The organism is Achromobacter sp. B7 (genome assembly GCF_003600685.1).
Taxonomy (GTDB): Bacteria; Pseudomonadota; Gammaproteobacteria; order Burkholderiales; family Burkholderiaceae_B; genus Achromobacter; species Achromobacter spanius_B.
In genome coordinates this window covers 196,414-214,709 of the sequence record NZ_CP032084.1, presented here as the reverse complement: position 1 = coordinate 214,709, position 18,296 = coordinate 196,414, and the positions used below count along the sequence as shown (strand labels likewise).

Sequence of the window (18,296 nt, the reverse complement as noted above, 5' to 3'; positions counted from 1 at the left end):
CACCCTCATCACAACACGCCAAGATGCCCAAGCAGTTGTCCGATCTGTATGCCGACCTGTGCGCCCGCGCGCAGCAACCCGCCCCCGACGGCGCGCACGTTTTATATGTGGCGGGCCGGCGCTGCGGCTGGGCCACGCATGCGGCCTGCGACGCCCTGCGCGACGCCCCCGGCATCGTCTGCGACGAGGCCGCGCTGCACATCGGCGCGCACCTGAAACCGGGCGCGGAGTTGAACGCCGTGCTGGAAAACACCGCGCAACTGTTGCGCCAAGCCAACTGCTTGCGCGGCTGGCGCGATGAACTGCTGGACGTGATGGACGGCAACGAACCCGTCGGCGTGATCGAACGGGCGGCGGTGCGCCCGCTGGGCCTGCTGACGCACGCGGTGCACCTTAGTGCCTGGACGCCGGACGGCCGCATGTGGGTGGCGCGACGCGCGTTAAGCAAGTCCACCGATCCCGGTATGTGGGACACCCTGGTCGGCGGGCTGGCCGGTAGCGGCGAAGACCTGGAGCTGGCGCTGGTGCGCGAATGCGGCGAGGAAGCCGGCCTGGACCCGCACCATCTGGCCCGGCGCACGCCGCTACGCACCATCCTGCGCATTCACCGCCGGTTGCCCGAGGGCTATCAGGTGGAGGACGTGCTGACCAGCACCTGCGTGCTGGCCGCCGATGCCCGCCCCGCCAACCGGGACGGCGAAGTGATGGAGATCGCCACGCTGGATGTGGCCACCGTGCTGCGCCAGATCGAAGAAGGCGAGTTCACGCTGGAGGCGGCGCTGGTGATTGTCGAAGACATCATGCAACGCCGCGCCGCCGGCCAGATCTGACCTGACTTAGCGGGACGCCGCCCCGGGGGCATCGGCCGCGGGCTCGGGGGGCAGGCGCATGCCGGCCTGGTCGGTCTGGTCGGCCGGGCCGTCCTGGCGGGATTCGCGCGCGGCGTCGGCCGCCTCGGCCGCTTCTGCCGCCTGCGCCGGGCTGGGCGCCGAAGCGGGCGCGGGCGAAGGCGTGGCCGCCGCCTGGGACGCCTGCGAGAACTGCTTCCACACCTCGATGGCGCGCAGCCGCTGCTTGGCCACCACCTGGATTCGCTCGCGCAGATGCTCATCGCGCGCCAACAGGGCGTGGAAGTCGCGCGATGTCAGCATCAGCAGCTTGCTGTAGCCCAGCGACGTGACTTCCGGCGTGATCTGCTGTTCGCCCAGCAGCCCAAGTTCGCCAAAGAACTCGCCGCTGCCCAGTTCGATCATGGTGTTGTCGGGCAGGTGCACCGCCACGGCGCCCGACGCCACGAAGCACATTTCCTCGCCGTGCCGGCCCTTGGTCAGCACCCGCTGGTCGGGCAGCGCCAGACGCGGCTTGAGCAACTTGCTGATGGCACGCAGCGAATCCGGCGATAGGCCCTCGAACAGCGGCACGCGCTTGATCAGTTCGGCCGCGCTCATTTCAATATCCAGCGGCGGGTGCGTGTCGATGTGCGCCCAGCGGCTTTTCAACTGCGCCATCAGATCCGCGTAGACCTCGCCGCTGATCAGGAATTGCTCAAGCATGTCGCGGTAGCGGATGCGTTCAAGTTCGCGCGCGACGCGGCCCAGATAGCTTTCCTGCAACCATTGCGCGTACGACGGATATTGCAGGTTCAACGCCTGCAGGGCGCTTTCGACCAGGTCCAGGCGACGCTGGTGCAGCACCACGATGCGCTGGGTGGCGTCTTCGCCCAACAGGGGCGTGATCTGTTCGCGGGCGAACACGATCAGCCGCTGCGCCACCGAACGCTTGCTCATCAAGTTGGCAAACCGTTGGCCCAGTTCGCGCGCCAACCAGCCCTGGAAGCCGAACAGATAGTGCATCCGCAAGGCCAGTCGGAAGCCGGTGGAATAGCGCACGTCCTGCACGATGGCGCGCTCGAAGCCGGGCACACCGCCCAGCCGGATGGCGTCTTCCAGCCGCTCGGCTCGTGCCAGCAGCGTTTCCGCCATGCGCCAATCCACGATCTGCGCTTTCAGGATGTCGAAGAACATTTCCTCTTCGCGCTGCGCCACGATGGCCAGGCCCACGGCGACGCGCTGCTCGTCGCTCATCTGGCTGACCTGGCCGTCGTGCACGCTGGTCAGGCTGGCGTCGAACACGGCGCGGATGCGGTCGCGCACTTCCGTGCCGATGTGCTCGGTCTTGGCGACTTCTTCCGTCTTGCCTTGCAGGTCTTCCAGGGCCACGGCCAGCGCCTGGTTGCGGATGGTGCGTTCCACGGACGACAGCTGGTTCAGCCCCAGCATGCGTATCAGCGGCCGCAGGCTGATGCCGTTGATGAACAGCGTCAGCAGCACATAACTGGTAGTGGCCACCGCGATGAACTGGCGCGCCTCTTCCGCCACGCCGGTCTGCTCGGTCACGGCCAGGGCCAGCGCCAGCGACACGGCGCCGCGCAGCCCGCCCCACAACATCACCACTTTGTAGGGGTTGCTGACCTTGGTGCCCAGCCGCGTCAGCCCCAGCAGCGGCAACAGGCCGAACACGACAATGGCGCGCGCCACCAGGGTGGCGACGAACACCACGGCCACCAGCACCAGTTCCTGCCAATCGGCGGCCGCCATCAGCTTGGGGATGAGCATGGCCGCGAACAGGAAAATCAGGGAGTTTGCCCAGAAGCCGAACTGTTCCCAGGCGCTGGACAGGTATTCGAAGGTGGTGGGCGACATGCGCGTGCGGCCGGTGGAACCCACGACCAACCCCGCGATCACGGTCGCGACCACGCCCGAGACGTTCAGATAGTGTTCCGAAATGAAGAAGGACAGATAGGCCAGCGTCAGCGTCAACGTGATTTCGGCCGTGGGAAAGCCGCGCAACCAGGCAAACAGGAAGCAGGCCAGCCGCCCCATCGCAAAGCCGGCGATGCCGCCCCCGATGAAGTGCACGATGAAGTCGTTGAAGATGCCGCTGACGGTGAGCTCACCGTGACCGCCTAGAACGGCCAGCAGCACGGAATACAGGGCGATGGACGCGGCATCGTTGAACAGGCTTTCGCCTTCGACCAGCGTCGTCAAGCGCTTGGGCGCGCCCACCTCGCGGAAAATGCCGACCACGGCAACCGGGTCGGTCGTGGCCACGATGGCGCCAAGCAGCAGGCATACCACCAGGCCGTAGGACGAGATCGCGTCCAGGGTCACGCCCACCACCACGGTACAAACCACGACGGCCACAATGGCCATCATCAGAATGGGCCCGATGTCGTCCATCAACCGGCGCACGTTCATGGACAGCGCGGTTTCGAACAGCAGCACCGGCAGGAACACCATCAGGAAGGTTTCGGACGATATCTCGAAGCGTTCCAGCGAATCCAGGAAGTCGGCGATCCAGCTGGGCGCCCAGCCGTGCACATGGATCACAATCCCCAGCAAGCAACCGACGATAGCCAACAGCACCGAGTAGGGCAGCTTGAGGCGGCCCGCCAACGGCGGCATGAAGCAAACCAGAGTGAGCAGTCCGGCCAGGCCGAACACAAGAAAACCAACATCCATGAATAGCGCCGAGTCGCGAACGGTGAAAAGTTTCACAAGAATAGCGGCATTTTCGGCGGACGCCGGGCAGGAAACCGTAGGTATCGTAGAGAATGCACGTTTCGTTACCCGGCGTGCGAAGGCAGAAACGCGTCGCGCCATGTTTTTTGGGTAATGTTCAAACGTGCAAAACCCCGACAGGAGCGGCACTTGCCACGCGTCCATTCTTTGGCCCGGCGTCACGACGCGCCCGCCATGCTTGTCCAATTGACCGACAGCCATTTGTTCGGCGAGCCCGATACATCGATGCTGGGCGTCAATACCGACGCGAGCCTGCGCGCCGTGCTGCGGCAGATCGACGCCGACGGCAAGCGCCCCGACCTGTTGCTGGCCACGGGCGACCTGTCCCAGGACGGCGAGGCGGCAGCCTATCGGCGGTTTGCGGCAATTCTGGGCCAGGCAAGCGTGCTGGCCGGTGCGCAGATCCGTTGCCTGCCGGGCAATCACGACCAGCCCGCCGTGATGCGGCAGGAACTGGCGCATTGGTCTACGCCGGTCACCGACGTGGGCGCCTGGCGCGTGGTCACGCTGGACACCACCGTGCCCGGCTCCAATGCCGGGCATCTGCCGGACAGCCAGCTGGACATGCTGGAAGCCGCGCTTGCCGAGGCGCCCGACCGTCATACCTTGATCGCCATGCATCACAACCCGATGCAGATGGACAGCCACTGGCACGACTCGATGATGATCGACAACCCGCAGGTGCTATTCAAGCGCCTGACCCGCTGGCCGCAGGCGCGCGTGCTGTTGTGGGGCCACGTGCATCACGAATTCGATCGTCGCCGCCACAACCTTCGCATGCTGGCCACGCCGTCGACCTGCTTTCAATTCAGCATCCGCGACGGCAAGCACGTGGTGGATAACCTGGCGCCGGGTTATCGCTGGATCAAGCTTTATCAGGATGGATCGATGGCCACCGGCGTGCGTCGCGTGCAGGACGCGCTGTGGCATACGGCGCTGGCAGCGGACAACGCGCAGGCCGCATAAAAATCGGGGCACCAGATATACGAATATATGTGGTGCCCCGCAAGCATCCGTCTCATAGGGGAGGGGAAAGAGGAGAAGCCGAGACGGATGGCAAGACTGCTAACCAAAGTTCGCGGTCTACATGAAGTTAGTCGGCGCACTCTTTATTAAGTTTCTGAAGATCCCAAAATTCGCCGGCTAATTTGTATCAAGTTATTTATTAGTCCAGATGCCAGGCGGCATCGTGGCGGCATCGTGGCGGCATCGGCGGAAGCATCGGTGCCAGCGCTGCAAAAAGCAAAGGGCCGCGCAAGCGGCCCTTCGTATGCAGCACCCGGCGAATCAGGCGGCCAGGTTGCCGCGCATCTTCTTTAGCGCGGCGGCTTCGATCTGGCGAATGCGTTCGGCGGATACGCCGAACTCTTGTGCCAGTTCGTGCAGCGTGGCGCCGCCGTCGTCTTGCAGCCAGCGGGCTTCGACGATGCGGCGCGAGCGGGCGTCCAGCGCCTCAAGTGCGCTGTTCAGCCCGGTGCTTTGCAGTTCGTCGCGCGCCGCGCGTTCTAGCACCCGCGTGGGTTCCTGGCGGCCATCGTCGGACAGGTAGGCGATGGGCGCGTAGCTGTCGTCATCGTCGTCCTGGTTTTCCAGCGACATTTCGCGGCCCGACAGGCGCACTTCCATTTCGCTGACGTCTTCGCGGCGCACGTTCAATTCGCGCGCGATGTGGTCGACCTGGTCGGGGTCCAGCGTCTGGCCATCGGGGCGCATGCTGCGCAGGTTGAAGAACAGCTTGCGCTGCGCCTTGGTCGTGGCGACCTTGACCAAGCGCCAGTTGCGGATGATGTATTCGTGGATTTCGGCCTTGATCCAGTGCACGGCAAACGACACCAGCCGCACACCGCGCTCGGGGTCGAAACGCTTAACGGCCTTCATCAGGCCAACGTTGCCTTCCTGGATCAGGTCGGCATGCGGCAAACCGTAGCCCAGGTATTGACGCGCCACTGACACCACCAGGCGCAGGTGCGACAAAATCAGTTCACGCGCAGCGCCCAGGTCTTCCTGGTCGCGCAGGCGACGGCCCAGCTCGGTTTCACGCTCGGCCGACAAAACCGGCAAGCGGTTGACCGAAGAAATATACGCGTCGATCGTGCCAAGTGCGCCCGGATTGGCAATGGCCAACGCCAGAGCGTTGCCGGAAGCGGCCAACGAGGTACTGGGTTGTTTCATAGCGGGGGTCTCCGGAAAGCGAAGGGGTAACGACATGGATTCGATGTTAGCACTCTAGTAAAGGGAGTGCTAATTCGACTATTGCGACGCATCAAAGTTTCCATTTTCTGATGCGCCCCTGTTTTTCCCAAAGCAGGGCGGCAGGGCAGGTGCTACCAGCCCAGGCGTTTCAAGCCCTCGGCGGTGGCCTCGCCGTCCGGGCGGATGAACAAGGCGCCGCGTGGGTCCATGAACACCTGGTACTTCGCGCCGTCGAACAGGGGCATATATGCGCCGCTTCCGAATTGGACATCCACAAACGGGAACCAGTTCGGAAAACTTTTCTTCAGCGACCCTAAATCAGGCGCGGGCCAGTCGTCCAAGGCGTGGACAGAGCGCGTGGCCGAAGCCTCGCGGGCCGCGTCGCTGTACCTGCCCGACAAGCGTTCCAGGCGATACAGCGGCGGCACGCCCGCCATCAACGCCGGCAGGCGCCAGCGCACGACGCGGGCATCGATCTGCCACTGATCTCCATATAGAACGTACTGCTTGGGGCCCACGCCCGGCGCGTCGGTGGTGACTTGGAACTGCCCCTCGGCCTGCTGCCGGACTTCAACGCGGGCCACGGATTCGTCAGCGGTCAGCCTGAAAAACTGCACCAGCGACAGGGCCAGCAGCCCGGACACACAACCCAGCAGCACCAGCATCAAGCCGAACAGCCGGCGCACCGGCCGGAACTGGAAGATCTTGCGGCCGCGCTCGTCGCGGGGTCCGCCCCGCCCAAGCAGCATGACAAGGCCGGGCAGCAGGACGACGACGGCGCCTAGCAAAATCCAGACAAAAGGGGCGAGGCCGTTGATCAAATGACGGGTTCCTATGGGGCGCCGAGGGTTTCAGCCCGACGCGCCCAGGACGCCACGAGCCCGCCGCGGCAGGCATTTCAGTATAAAAGCGTGGCTTTATGCCGCCGGTTTTCCAAGGCGTTCGACGTGAAACCGGATGTGATCCTCGATGAACGTCGAGATGAAGTAATAGCCGTGGTCGTAGCCCGGTTGGCGACGCAGCGTCAGGGGCTGGTCGGCCGCTGCGCAGGCGGCTTCGAATACCTCGGGATACAACTGATCGGCCAGGAATTGGTCGGATTCCCCTTGATCGATCAGGATGCCGGCGGGAAAGGGCTGCTTCAAGCCGCGCATCAGGACCGATGCATCGTAGGCGGCCCAATCCGTTTCGTTGCCGCCCAGGTAGGCCCCGAATGCCTTCTTGCCCCAGGGGCAAAGGCTGGGCGCCGCAATCGGCGCAAACGCCGACACCGAGCGGAACTTGCCCGGGTTGCGCAGCGCCAGCACGAGCGCGCCATGGCCTCCCATGGAGTGGCCGAAGATGCCGGTGCGCGACGCATCGCCGGGCAGGGTGTCGCCGGTGACGAGGGCGTGCAGCTCGTCAGTCACGTAGCTGTACATGCGATAGTGGTCGCGCCAGGCGGGCGTTACCGCGTCGACATAGAAACCGGCGCCCGTGCCCAGGTCCCAGCTTTCTTCTTCGCCGGGCACGTTGGCGCCGCGCGGGCTGGTGTCGGGCGCGACCAGCATGACGCCAAGCTCGGCCGCCAGCCGCTGCGCGCCCGCCTTGATCATGAACGTTTCTTCCGTGCACGTCAGGCCCGCAAGATAGAACAGCACCGGCACGGGGCCGGCATCGGCTTGCGGCGGAACGAAGACCGAAAAGCGCATCGGCAGGCCGATCTGCGTGGACTCATGGCGGTAGTACCGCTGCGTACCGCCAAAACAGCGATGCTGGGAAATGAGCTCCAGGGCCACGGGCATGGACGTTCTCCGGTCGGGGGATGAAAAATTCGTCGACGGGTTAGGGTATATCCACGGTACGACGTTCCGTCGCCGAATGTTAACCTGCTGTGCATACAGGCCGGACGACAAAAAAACCCGAATCCGTGCCCATATTGTGATCACGGGACTTGACCAGCGCCCACCGTGGCACTATTTATATACCGTGAGCGAAGACAACCCGTTCTTCCAGATACGCAAGCCCTGACACTATGGCCCGTCTGCCCCGTCTGTACGCCCCTGGGCTGCCCCAACTGGTGCAGGCCAATTTCATTTCGCCGTTGGCGGCGCCGTCTCAACCCGCCCCCGCCGATATCCTGAACCAACTGGCCACCTGGCTGGGCGAATCTGCTCAACGCCATCGGGTATCGGTCCACGGCTGGTTGCTGGCCAATGACCGCATCCTGCTGCTGGCCACCCCTGCTGACGAAGAAGGGCTGCCCCGCTTGATGCAGACGCTGGGCCGCAACCTGGCGGCGCGCCTGCGTGGCGGCCGGGTCTTCGCGGGGCGCTACCGGTCCGCGCTGCTTGAACCGGGCGCGTGGGTGCTGCCGGCGCTGGTCTGGCTGGAAACGTATCCCGTGCGCAGCGGGGCATCGCAAGATCCGGATTCCTGGCCCTGGTCGTCCGCGTCCAGCCATACGGGCAACACCAATGCCGCGCCGGCGCAGTGGCAATCGGATCACGCTGACTACTGGGCTTGCGGCAACACGCCGTTCGACCGCCAGGCCAATTACCGCAAACGCTTGCAAGACGGTCTGTCGCGCGAAGAATCGCAGCGCATCGACCAGGCCGTCTCCGGCCAGTGGGCATTGGGCGGCCCCAGCTTCATCGCCAGCCTGGCGCATACCGCCAGCCGGCGAGTGGCCCCGGGCCAGCGCGGTCGGCCGCGCAAGAAACCCGCGGCAACGACGGAGTCGGATACGCCGCCCCCGCCCCCGCCGCCCGGTACTGGGCAAAGTTCTTCCTGATAAACGAACCCGCCGCAATCGGCGGGTTTTCTTTGGGTTTCAGTTGCGCCCGGGCTCGCCCTTTGTGCATTTTTTGCGACACGCGCGCCCGCGTTTTCCGCTTGGTTTCGTGCCGCCACTGTCCCGCTTGCCCGTCCGCTATTAAACGGGGACGCAAGGCGGAATTTTGCCCAGTTCCGGTGCATGCGCCAAACGCTTCCTCTACACCCGCCCCTGCCTAGCCAATAACGGCGCGGATGTTGTTATGTCCCCGTATTTGCGCCCTATGATGGAGCATTGATATAAATAGGGTCGCACCCCGTATGTTTCTGTTGCACCCTACTCTTGCCGGGGGTATTGTCCGACTCCTGCACTGCAACATTACGACGCAGGCCCACTGCGGAGCGCGCCATGCCCCAAATTACCCCCAACGAATCCTGTTCCACGCCCAAGGCCACCCCGATCGATGCTTCGCGCATTGGTTTTCCGGCTGCCCAGGGCCTGTACCACCCCAAGAACGAGCATGACGCCTGTGGCGTCGGATTCGTTGCGCACATCAAAGGCAAGAAAAGCCACGCGATCATCCAGCAAGGTCTGAAGATCCTTGAAAACCTGGACCACCGCGGCGCTGTCGGCGCCGACAAGCTGATGGGCGACGGCGCGGGCATTCTGATCCAGATTCCCGACACGCTCTATCGCGACGAACTGAGCCAGCAAGGCATCATCCTGCCGCCCCCGGGCGAATACGGCGTGGCCATGGTGTTCCTGCCCAAGGAAACCGCCTCGCGCCTGGCTTGCGAACAAGAGCTTGAACGCTCGGTGCGCGCTGAAGGCCAAGTCGTGCTGGGCTGGCGCAATGTGCCGGTGGATGTCGACATACCCATGTCGCCCACGGTGCGCGACTGCGAGCCGGTCATCCGCCAACTGTTCATCGGCCGTGGCGCCGACGTGATGGTGCCCGACGCGCTGGAACGCAAGCTGTACGTGATCCGCAAGACGGCCAGCCACGCCATCCAGAACATGCATCTGGCCCACGGCAAGGAATACTTCGTGCCGTCCGCGTCGGTGCGCACCGTGGTCTACAAGGGCCTGCTGCTGGCCGACCAGGTGGGCCGTTATTACCGCGACCTGGCCGACACCCGCACGGTGTCCGCCCTGGCGCTGGTGCACCAGCGCTTCTCGACCAACACGTTCCCCGCCTGGCCGCTGGCCCACCCGTACCGCATGATTGCGCACAACGGCGAAATCAACACGGTCAAGGGCAACTTCAACTGGCTGCGCGCCCGCGAAGGCATGATGCAGTCGGCCGTGCTGGGCGACGACCTGAAAAAGCTGTACCCCATCGTCTATGAAGGCCAGTCGGACACCGCCACGTTCGACAACTGCCTGGAACTGCTGGTCAACTCCGGCTATTCCCTGGCGCACGCCATGATGATGATGATTCCGGAAGCCTGGGAACAGCACACGCAGATGGACGAGTCCCGTCGCGCGTTCTACGAATACCACGCCGCCATGATGGAGCCGTGGGACGGCCCCGCCGCCGTTGCGTTCACCGACGGCCGCCAGATCGGCGCCACGCTGGATCGCAATGGTCTGCGTCCCGCCCGCTACCTGGTCACCGATGACGACATGGTCATCCTGGCGTCCGAAGCCGGCACGCTGTCGATCCCCGAGAACCGCATCGTCAAGAAGTGGCGCCTGCAACCGGGCAAGATGTTCCTGATCGACCTGGAACAAGGCCGCATCATCGACGACGCCGAGATCAAGCTGCAACTGGCCAACAGCCGCCCGTACCGCCAATGGATCGAGCGCCTGCAGATCAAGCTGGAATCGCTGCCGGCCCCGCGCCAGGCCGCTGTCGCCACGCAGTCGCCGGTGTCGTTGCTGGATCGCCAGCAGGCATTCGGCTGGACCCAGGAAGACTACAAGTTCATCCTGGAACCCATGGCGTCCACCGGCGAGGAAGTCATCGGCTCGATGGGCAACGACGCCCCGCTGGCCGTGCTGTCCGACCGCGCCAAGCCGTTCTACAACTATTTCCGCCAGTTGTTCGCGCAGGTCACGAACCCGCCCATCGACCCCATCCGCGAACAGCTGGTGATGTCGCTGGTGTCGTTCATCGGTCCCAAGCCCAACCTGCTGGACATCAACAACGTCAACCCGCCGCTGCGCCTGGAAGTGTCCCAGCCGGTGCTGGACTTTGCCGCCATGGCGCAAATCCGCGACATCGAGCAGGTCACGGGCAAGAAATTCCGCAGCTTCGAACTGGACATCACCTACCCCGCCGCCTGGGGCCCCGAGGGCATTGAAGCCCGCGTGGCCGCGCTGTGCGCGCGCGCCGTCGATGCCGTACAAAGCGGCTACAACATCCTGATCGTGTCGGACCGCCTGGTCGACAGCGAACGCGTGGCCATCCCCGCGCTGCTGGCAACGTCGGCCGTGCACCAGCACCTGATCCGTGCCGGCCTGCGTACCAACACCGGCCTGGTCGTGGAAACCGGTTCCGCGCGTGAAGTGCACCACTTCGCGCTGCTGGGCGGCTACGGCGCCGAAGCCATTCACCCCTACCTGGCGCTGGAATCGCTGGGCAAGATGAATGACCCCGAAAAGGCCGTGAAGAACTTCATCAAGGCAATCGGCAAGGGCTTGAACAAGGTCATGTCCAAGATGGGCATCTCGACCTACATGTCCTACACCGGCGCGCAGATCTTCGAAGCCGTGGGCCTGCAAAGCAACCTGGTGAACAAGTACTTCACCGGCACCTCGTCCAACATCGAAGGCATCGGCATCTTCCAAGTGGCCGAAGAAGCGCTGCGCCAGCACCGCGCGGCGTTCAGCACCGACCCGGTGCTGGCCAACGACCTGGAAGCCGGCGGCGAATACGCCTACCGCGTGCGCGGCGAAGAGCACATGTGGACGCCGGATTCCATCGCCAAGTTGCAGCACGCCTCGCGCGCCAACAACTACCGCACCTACAAGGAATACGCGCAGATCATCAACGACCAAAGCCGTCGCCACATGACCCTGCGCGGCCTGTTCGAATTCCGCTTCGATCCGTCGCGCGCCATCCCGCTGGATGACGTCGAACCCGCCAAGGACATCGTCAAGCGCTTTGCCACCGGCGCCATGTCGCTGGGCTCGATCTCGACCGAGGCGCACTCGGTGCTGGCCGTGGCCATGAACCGCATCGGCGGCAAGTCCAACACCGGCGAAGGCGGCGAAGACGAACTGCGCTACCGCGCCGAAATGCGCGAAGGCAAGAGCACCATCAAGGACGGCGACACGCTGGCCTCGCTGCTGGGCTCGGACCGCATCGAAGCCGACGTCGTCTTGAAGAAGGGCGATTCGCTGCGTTCGAAGATCAAGCAGGTGGCCTCGGGCCGTTTTGGCGTGACCGCCGAATACCTGTCGTCCGCCGACCAGATCCAGATCAAGATGGCGCAGGGCGCCAAGCCCGGCGAAGGCGGCCAGCTGCCCGGCCACAAGGTGTCGGAATACATCGCCAAGCTGCGCTATTCCGTGCCGGGCGTGGGCCTGATTTCGCCCCCGCCGCACCACGACATCTATTCCATTGAAGACCTGGCTCAGCTGATCCACGACCTGAAGAACGTCAATTCCAAGGCCTCGGTGTCGGTCAAGCTGGTGTCCGAAGTGGGCGTGGGCACGGTGGCCGCGGGCGTCGCCAAGGCCAAGGCCGATCACGTTGTGATCGCCGGCCACGACGGCGGCACGGGCGCGTCCCCGGTGTCGTCCATCAAGCACGTGGGCACGCCCTGGGAACTGGGCCTGGCCGAAACGCAGCAAACGCTGGTGCTGAACCGTCTGCGCAGCCGCATCCGCGTGCAGGCCGACGGCCAGATGAAGACCGGCCGCGACGTCGTCATCGGCGCGCTGCTGGGCGCTGACGAATTCGGTTTCGCCACGGCGCCGCTGGTTGTCGAAGGCTGCATCATGATGCGCAAGTGCCACCTGAACACCTGCCCGGTGGGCGTGGCCACGCAAGACCCGGTCCTGCGCAAGAAATTCCAGGGCAAGCCGGAACACGTCGTCAACTTCTTCTTCTTCATCGCCGAAGAAGTGCGCGAAATCATGGCGCAGCTGGGCATCCGCAAGTTCGACGACCTGATCGGCCGCGCCGATCTGCTGGACATGCGTTCGGGCGTTGAGCACTGGAAGGCGCAAGGGCTGGACTTCGCCCGCGTGTTCCATCAAACGCAATCGGACGCCGACGTGCGCCAGACCGAAGAGCAGGACCACGGCCTGGCCGGCGCGCTGGATCACCAGTTGATCGACCGCAGCCGCCCCGCGCTGGAACGCGGCGAAAAGGTGTCGTTCATCGTGCCGGTGCGCAACCGCAACCGCACGATCGGCGCCATGCTGTCGGGCGCCGTGGCCTCGCGCTACGGCCACGACGGCCTGCCGGACGACACCATCCACATCCAGTGCAACGGCACCGCCGGCCAAAGCTTCGGCGCGTTCCTGGCGCACGGCATCACGATGGACCTGGTGGGCGAAGGCAACGACTACGTCGGCAAGGGCTTGTCGGGCGGCCGCATCATCGTGCGCTCGCCCAACGACTTCCGCGGCTTCGGCCCCGACCACATCATCGCTGGCAACACCGTGCTGTACGGCGCGTTGGCGGGCGAGGCGTTCTTTAACGGCGTGGCCGGCGAACGTTTCGCGGTGCGTAACTCGGGCGCGGCGACGGTTGTCGAAGGCACGGGCGACCACGGCTGCGAATACATGACGGGCGGCACGGTCGTGGTGCTGGGCGCCACGGGCCGTAACTTCGCGGCCGGCATGTCGGGCGGCGTGGCCTATGTGTGGGACCCCGAGCGCACGCTCAAGCATCGCGTCAACCTGTCGATGGTCGAACTGGAAGGGGTGGCGCCGCATGCGGAACAGCAAGCGCTGAACAACATCGACATCTGGCACAGCGCGCAGCGCGGTGGCGAACGCGAGACGGATGAAACCATCCTGCGCCGCCTGGTGGAAGACCACTTCCGCTACACCGGCAGCTACCGCGCCCGCGAGATCCTGGGCGACTGGGAAGCCTCGCGCGGCAAATTCGTAAAGGTCATGCCGACGGACTACCGTCGCGCATTGGGTGAAATGTGGCGTGCAGCCAACCAGCAACAACTGGCTGCGTGAGGGATACCATGGGAAAGATTACTGGCTTTATGGAATTTCAGCGCTTGCAGGAGGCCGCCGAGGCCCCGCAGAAGCGGCTGAAGAACTGGCGCGAATTCGTGCTGCACCTGACCGACGACCAAGCCAAGCAGCAAGCGGCGCGCTGCATGGATTGCGGCATCCCGTTCTGCAACAACGGCTGCCCGGTCAACAACATCATCCCCGACTGGAATGACCTGGTGTACAAGCAGGACTGGCGCCGCGCGCTGGACGTCCTGCACTCCACCAACAACTTCCCGGAATTCACGGGCCGCATCTGCCCGGCCCCGTGTGAAGCCGCCTGTACCTTGAACATCAACAGCGACGCCGTGGGCATCAAGTCCATCGAGCACGCCATCATCGACAAGGGTTGGTCCGAGGGCTGGGTTGCGCCGCTGGTGCCGGCACGCAAGACCGGCAAGAAGGTTGCCGTGGTGGGCTCCGGCCCGGCCGGCATGGCGTGCGCGCAGCAGTTGGCGCGCGCCGGCCACTCGGTGACGCTGTTCGAAAAGAGCGACCGCATCGGCGGGCTGCTGCGTTACGGCATCCCCGACTTCAAGCTGGAAAAGCATCAGATCGATCGCCGCATTTCGCAGATGGAAGCGGAGGGCGTGGAGTTCGCGCCGTCCACCTACATCGGCAATCCGAAAGACCCCGTGGCCGATGGCCTGACGGTGCGCACGCCGGAATCGCTGAAGGCGGAGTTCGACGCCATCGTCATGACGGGCGGTTCGGAAACGCCGCGCGATCTGCCGGTTCCCGGCCGCGAGCTGTCGGGCGTGTACTTCGCCATGGACTTCCTGCGCCAGCAGAACAAGGCCGTGGCGGGTGACCGCCTGACGAACCAGACGCTGGCCAAGGGCAAGCACGTGGTGGTGATTGGCGGCGGCGATACGGGTTCGGATTGCGTGGGCACCAGCAACCGCCATGGCGCGGCCTCGGTCACGCAATTTGAATTGATGCCGCAACCGCCCGAGTCCGAGAACAAGACGATGACCTGGCCGTACTGGCCGCTGAAGATGCGCACGTCGTCCTCGCACGAAGAGGGCTGCGAGCGCGATTGGTCCGTGACCACCAAGCTGCTCAAGGGCAGCAACGGCAAGGTCGAAAAGCTGGTCGGCGCGCGCGTCGAGTGGTTCAAGGACGAAGCCACGGGCCAGATGAAGATGCGCGAAGTCGAAGGATCGGAATTCGAGATCAAGGCTGACTTGGTGCTGCTGGCCATGGGCTTCGTATCACCGGTGCAGACCGTGCTGGATGCGTTCGGCGTGGATCGCGATGCGCGCGGCAACGTGCGTGCCAACACCGACGACTACCGCACCAACGTCGAAAAGGTTTTTGCCGCGGGCGACATGCGCCGAGGCCAATCGCTGGTGGTCTGGGCCATCCGCGAAGGCCGCCAGTGCGCGCGCTCGGTCGATGAATTCCTGATGGGCAGCACCGAACTGCCGCGCTGATCTTCCGGCAACGCAAGACCCACGCAACACCTACGCAAGACCCCATTCGCCGCCTGCGCGCCCCAGCGCCAAGGCGGCGAATGTCATTGAAGGCGGCGAATGTCATTGAAGGCGGGGAATGTCATTGAAGGCGGCGAACGAGACCGCATTAGTCTCCCCGCTGTTGCCGCGCCACCACGTCGCATTCCGCATCTTTTAACGGTTTGACACACATCAATCTGGCCTTGCGCCGGGTCTGAGAACCTGTGGCCTCACCTTACGGAAAGATCGGAGAAGAAAAATGTTTTCGCTGAACGGGCGTATCCGCGCCACCGCCATTGCCGCACTGATCGCCGCCGGCTCACTGGCTGCCCCGGCGCAGGCGCATGAAGCGGGCGACGTGCTGTTCCGAGTGGGCGTGACGCAGGTGCGCCCCGCTTCCAACAACGGCACGGTGCTGGACGGCAGCGTCAAGCTGGACGCGAACAACAACGTACGCCCGAGCTTCACGCTGGGCTACATGGTGACGCGCAACATCGGCATCGAACTGCTGGGCGCGTGGCCGTTCCAGCATGACGTCAGCGGCAGCGGTTTGGGCAAGATCGGATCCAGCAAGCAACTGCCCCCGACCCTGAGCCTGCAATGGCACATCCTGCCCGACAGCATGATCCAGCCGTACATCGGCGTGGGCATCAACTACACGCACTTCTTCGACACCCAGGCCGAAGGCGCGCTGAAGGGTTCCGACCTGAAGATGGGCGATTCGTGGGGCGTGGCCGCGCAACTGGGCGCGGACTTCAAGATCAACGAACGCTGGTTCATGAACGCCGACATCCGCTACATCGACATCAAGTCGAAGGTGAAGCTGGACGGCCAGCACATCGGCACCGCGCGCATCGACCCGTGGGTGGCGACGCTGAGCGTGGGCTACCGCTTCTAAGCAGCGGCTGTTTGGCGGCCCGGCGTCTGCAATTGCAGGCGCAAGGCCTGCAACGCGGGCGTATCGTCGTCCGCGCGCCAGATCAACTGCGTCAGGGCGGTAGCGGATGGGCCGGTCAGTGCGCCGACATGGACGGAATGCTCGGCCCCCAGCACTGCCAACACCGAGCGCGGCACGATGGCCACACCCGAGCCCGCCGCCACACACGCCACGATGGCGTGATACGACGCAAACTCCATCACCCTGCCCGGCGCCACGCCTTCGTGGTTCAGCCACGATTCCAGGATGCGGCGGTACGAACACCCCGCCGCGAAGGCGATCACCGTGCGGTCGCCAAGATCGCGCGGGCTGCTGATCGGCCCCCATGCCAAGGGCGAGATCAATGCCAGGCTTTCCTGAAAAGCGTCCATGGCGGCCAGACCCTCTGCCGGAAACGGCTGGGCAACAAACGCCGCTTCGATTTCGTAATTGCGCACCTGCGCGGCCAATGCGCCCGACGTGCCGGTGACCAGTTCAATGCCCACTTGCGGCCATGCCGCGTGATAGGCCGCCAGGATCGGCGGCAGGCGCGCGGCCGCCGTGCTTTCCATGGTGCCGATGCGCAGCACGCCCTGCGGCGCGCCGTCGCGCACTGCCGCCTGCGCCTCGTCGGACAAACGCAGCAGCCGGTCGGCGTAGGACAGCAGCACGCGGCCCTGGTCCGATAGCACCAGCCGGCGGTTCTGGCGGCGAAACAGCGGAGCGTTCAATGACGCCTCCAGCTGCTTCAGGCGCGTGGACACATTGGACTGCACCCGGTTCAGGTGCTGGGCCGCGCGCGCGACGCCGCCCTGGTCGGCCACGGCTTTAAAAATCTGCAACGCATCGAGATCCAAGTTTCCCATTTCAAGAACCTATGTTCTTAATAATTCACTATTAAAGATATAAGTACAGCCGTAGAGTAGGCCCATGTCAACGCCTGCTTACCCTTCCGTTTCCGATTCCGCTGCCGATGCCGATGCCGCTGCCGCTGCCGATACGCGCGGCGCGGCCACTCTGGCGTGGCCGGCCGCCCTTGCCCTGGCTGCCGCCATGGGCATCGGCCGCTTTGCGTTTACCCCGGTCTGGCCGCTGATGGCCGAGGAAGGCGGTTTGTCGCTGGCGCAGGGCAGCTGGATCGCCTCGGCCAACTACGCCGGCTACCTGCTGGGCGCGCTGGCCGCCGTGGTCTGGCCCATGCGTCACGCAGGCCACGCACGCGTACAGCTTGCCATCAGCCTGCTGGCCGTGGCGCTGTTGACACTGGCCATGCCGTTGACGCATGACGTCATGGTCTGGTGTGCGCTGCGCCTGGCCGCCGGCTATGCCAGCGCCAGCGCGTTCATCTGCGTCGCGGCGGGCCGGACGGTGGCGCCGGGCGATCCGCGGGAGCCCGCCGCGTCGGCGCTGACGTATGCGGGCGTTGGCGCCGGTATCGCGCTGACCGGCTTGGCGTGCCTGGCGCTGATGGCCTGGGGCGTGCGGGCGGACGGCACCTGGCTGGCGCTGGGCGGGTTGACGCTGGCCTTGTCCGCCATCGCCTGGCCCGGTTTGAAGCGGCCATCGCATGTGCCGTCGTCGACGGCGCACGCCGGCCCACCGGCGCGTGTGCCCCGCGTCACCGCCCGGCTGGCATTGCATTACGGCGTTTTTGGCATCGGCTACATCATCCCCGCCACCTTTCTGCCCGCCATGGCCAAGCAGGTCATCGCCAACCCCGCCGTGTTCGGTTGGGCATGGCCGCTGTTCGGCCTGGCCGCTGCCGTGTCATGCCTGCTGGTGCCGCGGCTGGCACGGGCCCGCGATGAAAAGCGCGTCTGGCAGGTCGCGCAGGCGCTGATGGCGGCCGGCATGCTGGCCGCCGCGCTGTGGCACCACATCGCCGCCGTGATCGTGGCGGCGCTGCTGGTGGGCGGCACGTTCATGGTGATTACGCAGGCAGGCATGCTGACGGCCCGGCGCATGGCCGGCGCCGCCGCCCCGCGCGCCGCCGCCATCATGACCGCCGCTTTCGCCGCCGGGCAGATCCTGGGGCCGCTGTTGGCATCGTGGGCCGGCCGCTGGGGCGCCGGCCTGCCGCAGGTGCTGGGCGGCGGGGCCGCGCTGCTGGCCGTGTCCGCGTGGCGCTTGGGAAAAATCACGACAGAAGACAAAGGCGCTGGGCATAATGCGATCGGCCCGCAGGGCTGTACACATTAGAGACAAGA

12 protein-coding genes are annotated in these 18,296 nt (G+C 65.0%); 7 read left to right on the top strand and 5 right to left on the bottom strand.

Annotated elements, in window-relative coordinates; translation table 11 throughout:
• Window positions 1-23 precede the first annotated feature (23 nt).
• On the top strand, window positions 24-830 hold the full coding sequence (locus DVB37_RS01015; RefSeq protein WP_046805291.1) for an NUDIX hydrolase family protein: 807 nt from the start codon (window positions 24-26) through the stop codon (window positions 828-830).
• Between the two features lie 6 nt (window positions 831-836).
• Here DVB37_RS01015 and DVB37_RS01010 read toward each other — a convergent pair whose 3' ends face one another.
• Entirely contained in the window at window positions 837-3,521 is a 2,685-nt protein-coding gene (locus tag DVB37_RS01010) for a cation:proton antiporter (protein WP_120153455.1), read from the bottom strand.
• 234 nt (window positions 3,522-3,755) lie between these two features.
• Here DVB37_RS01010 and DVB37_RS01005 point away from each other — a divergent pair, with 234 nt between their 5' ends.
• Window positions 3,756-4,547: a phosphodiesterase gene (locus DVB37_RS01005; protein WP_240434020.1), complete on the top strand. Its 792-nt coding sequence runs from the start codon at window positions 3,756-3,758 to the stop codon at window positions 4,545-4,547.
• A 321-nt stretch (window positions 4,548-4,868) separates the two neighbouring features.
• On the opposite strand, the gene rpoH is transcribed toward DVB37_RS01005, so the two are convergent.
• The 3 genes from rpoH to fghA form a co-directional block, all read right to left on the bottom strand.
• The gene (gene rpoH, locus DVB37_RS01000) at window positions 4,869-5,789 is read right to left on the bottom strand and encodes an RNA polymerase sigma factor RpoH (RefSeq protein ID WP_370512728.1); all 921 of its coding nucleotides are present in this window, start codon (window positions 5,787-5,789) and stop codon (window positions 4,869-4,871) included.
• Window positions 5,790-5,905: 116 nt separating this feature from the next.
• Window positions 5,906-6,595 (bottom strand): hypothetical protein, encoded by a 690-nt coding sequence (locus DVB37_RS00995; protein ID WP_046805287.1) that lies wholly within the window; start codon window positions 6,593-6,595, stop codon window positions 5,906-5,908.
• Between the two features lie 96 nt (window positions 6,596-6,691).
• The gene (fghA, locus tag DVB37_RS00990; RefSeq protein ID WP_104144713.1) at window positions 6,692-7,558 is read right to left on the bottom strand and encodes an S-formylglutathione hydrolase; all 867 of its coding nucleotides are present in this window, start codon (window positions 7,556-7,558) and stop codon (window positions 6,692-6,694) included.
• Between the two features lie 230 nt (window positions 7,559-7,788).
• On the opposite strand from fghA, the gene DVB37_RS00985 reads away from it, so the two are divergent.
• The 4 genes from DVB37_RS00985 (at window position 7,789) to DVB37_RS00970 (ending at window position 16,071) form a co-directional block, all read left to right on the top strand.
• On the top strand, window positions 7,789-8,547 hold the full coding sequence (locus DVB37_RS00985; RefSeq protein WP_120153451.1) for a hypothetical protein: 759 nt from the start codon (window positions 7,789-7,791) through the stop codon (window positions 8,545-8,547).
• Between the two features lie 390 nt (window positions 8,548-8,937).
• On the top strand, window positions 8,938-13,677 hold the full coding sequence (locus DVB37_RS00980; RefSeq protein WP_120153449.1) for a glutamate synthase-related protein: 4,740 nt from the start codon (window positions 8,938-8,940) through the stop codon (window positions 13,675-13,677).
• 8 nt (window positions 13,678-13,685) lie between these two features.
• Entirely contained in the window at window positions 13,686-15,152 is a 1,467-nt protein-coding gene (locus DVB37_RS00975) for a glutamate synthase subunit beta (RefSeq protein ID WP_046805282.1), read from the top strand.
• Between the two features lie 280 nt (window positions 15,153-15,432).
• Window positions 15,433-16,071: an OmpW family protein gene (locus DVB37_RS00970; RefSeq protein WP_120153447.1), complete on the top strand. Its 639-nt coding sequence runs from the start codon at window positions 15,433-15,435 to the stop codon at window positions 16,069-16,071.
• Here the strand turns inward: DVB37_RS00970 and DVB37_RS00965 are convergent.
• Window positions 16,068-16,955: a LysR family transcriptional regulator gene (locus DVB37_RS00965; RefSeq protein ID WP_120153445.1), complete on the bottom strand. Its 888-nt coding sequence runs from the start codon at window positions 16,953-16,955 to the stop codon at window positions 16,068-16,070. The two genes, DVB37_RS00970 and DVB37_RS00965, sit on opposite strands and share 4 nt — an antisense overlap.
• A gap of 64 nt (window positions 16,956-17,019) precedes the next feature.
• On the opposite strand from DVB37_RS00965, the gene DVB37_RS00960 reads away from it, so the two are divergent.
• A complete protein-coding gene (locus DVB37_RS00960; protein WP_120153443.1) occupies window positions 17,020-18,288 on the top strand; it encodes a YbfB/YjiJ family MFS transporter in 1,269 nt (422 codons plus the stop codon).
• Window positions 18,289-18,296: the final 8 nt, after the last annotated feature.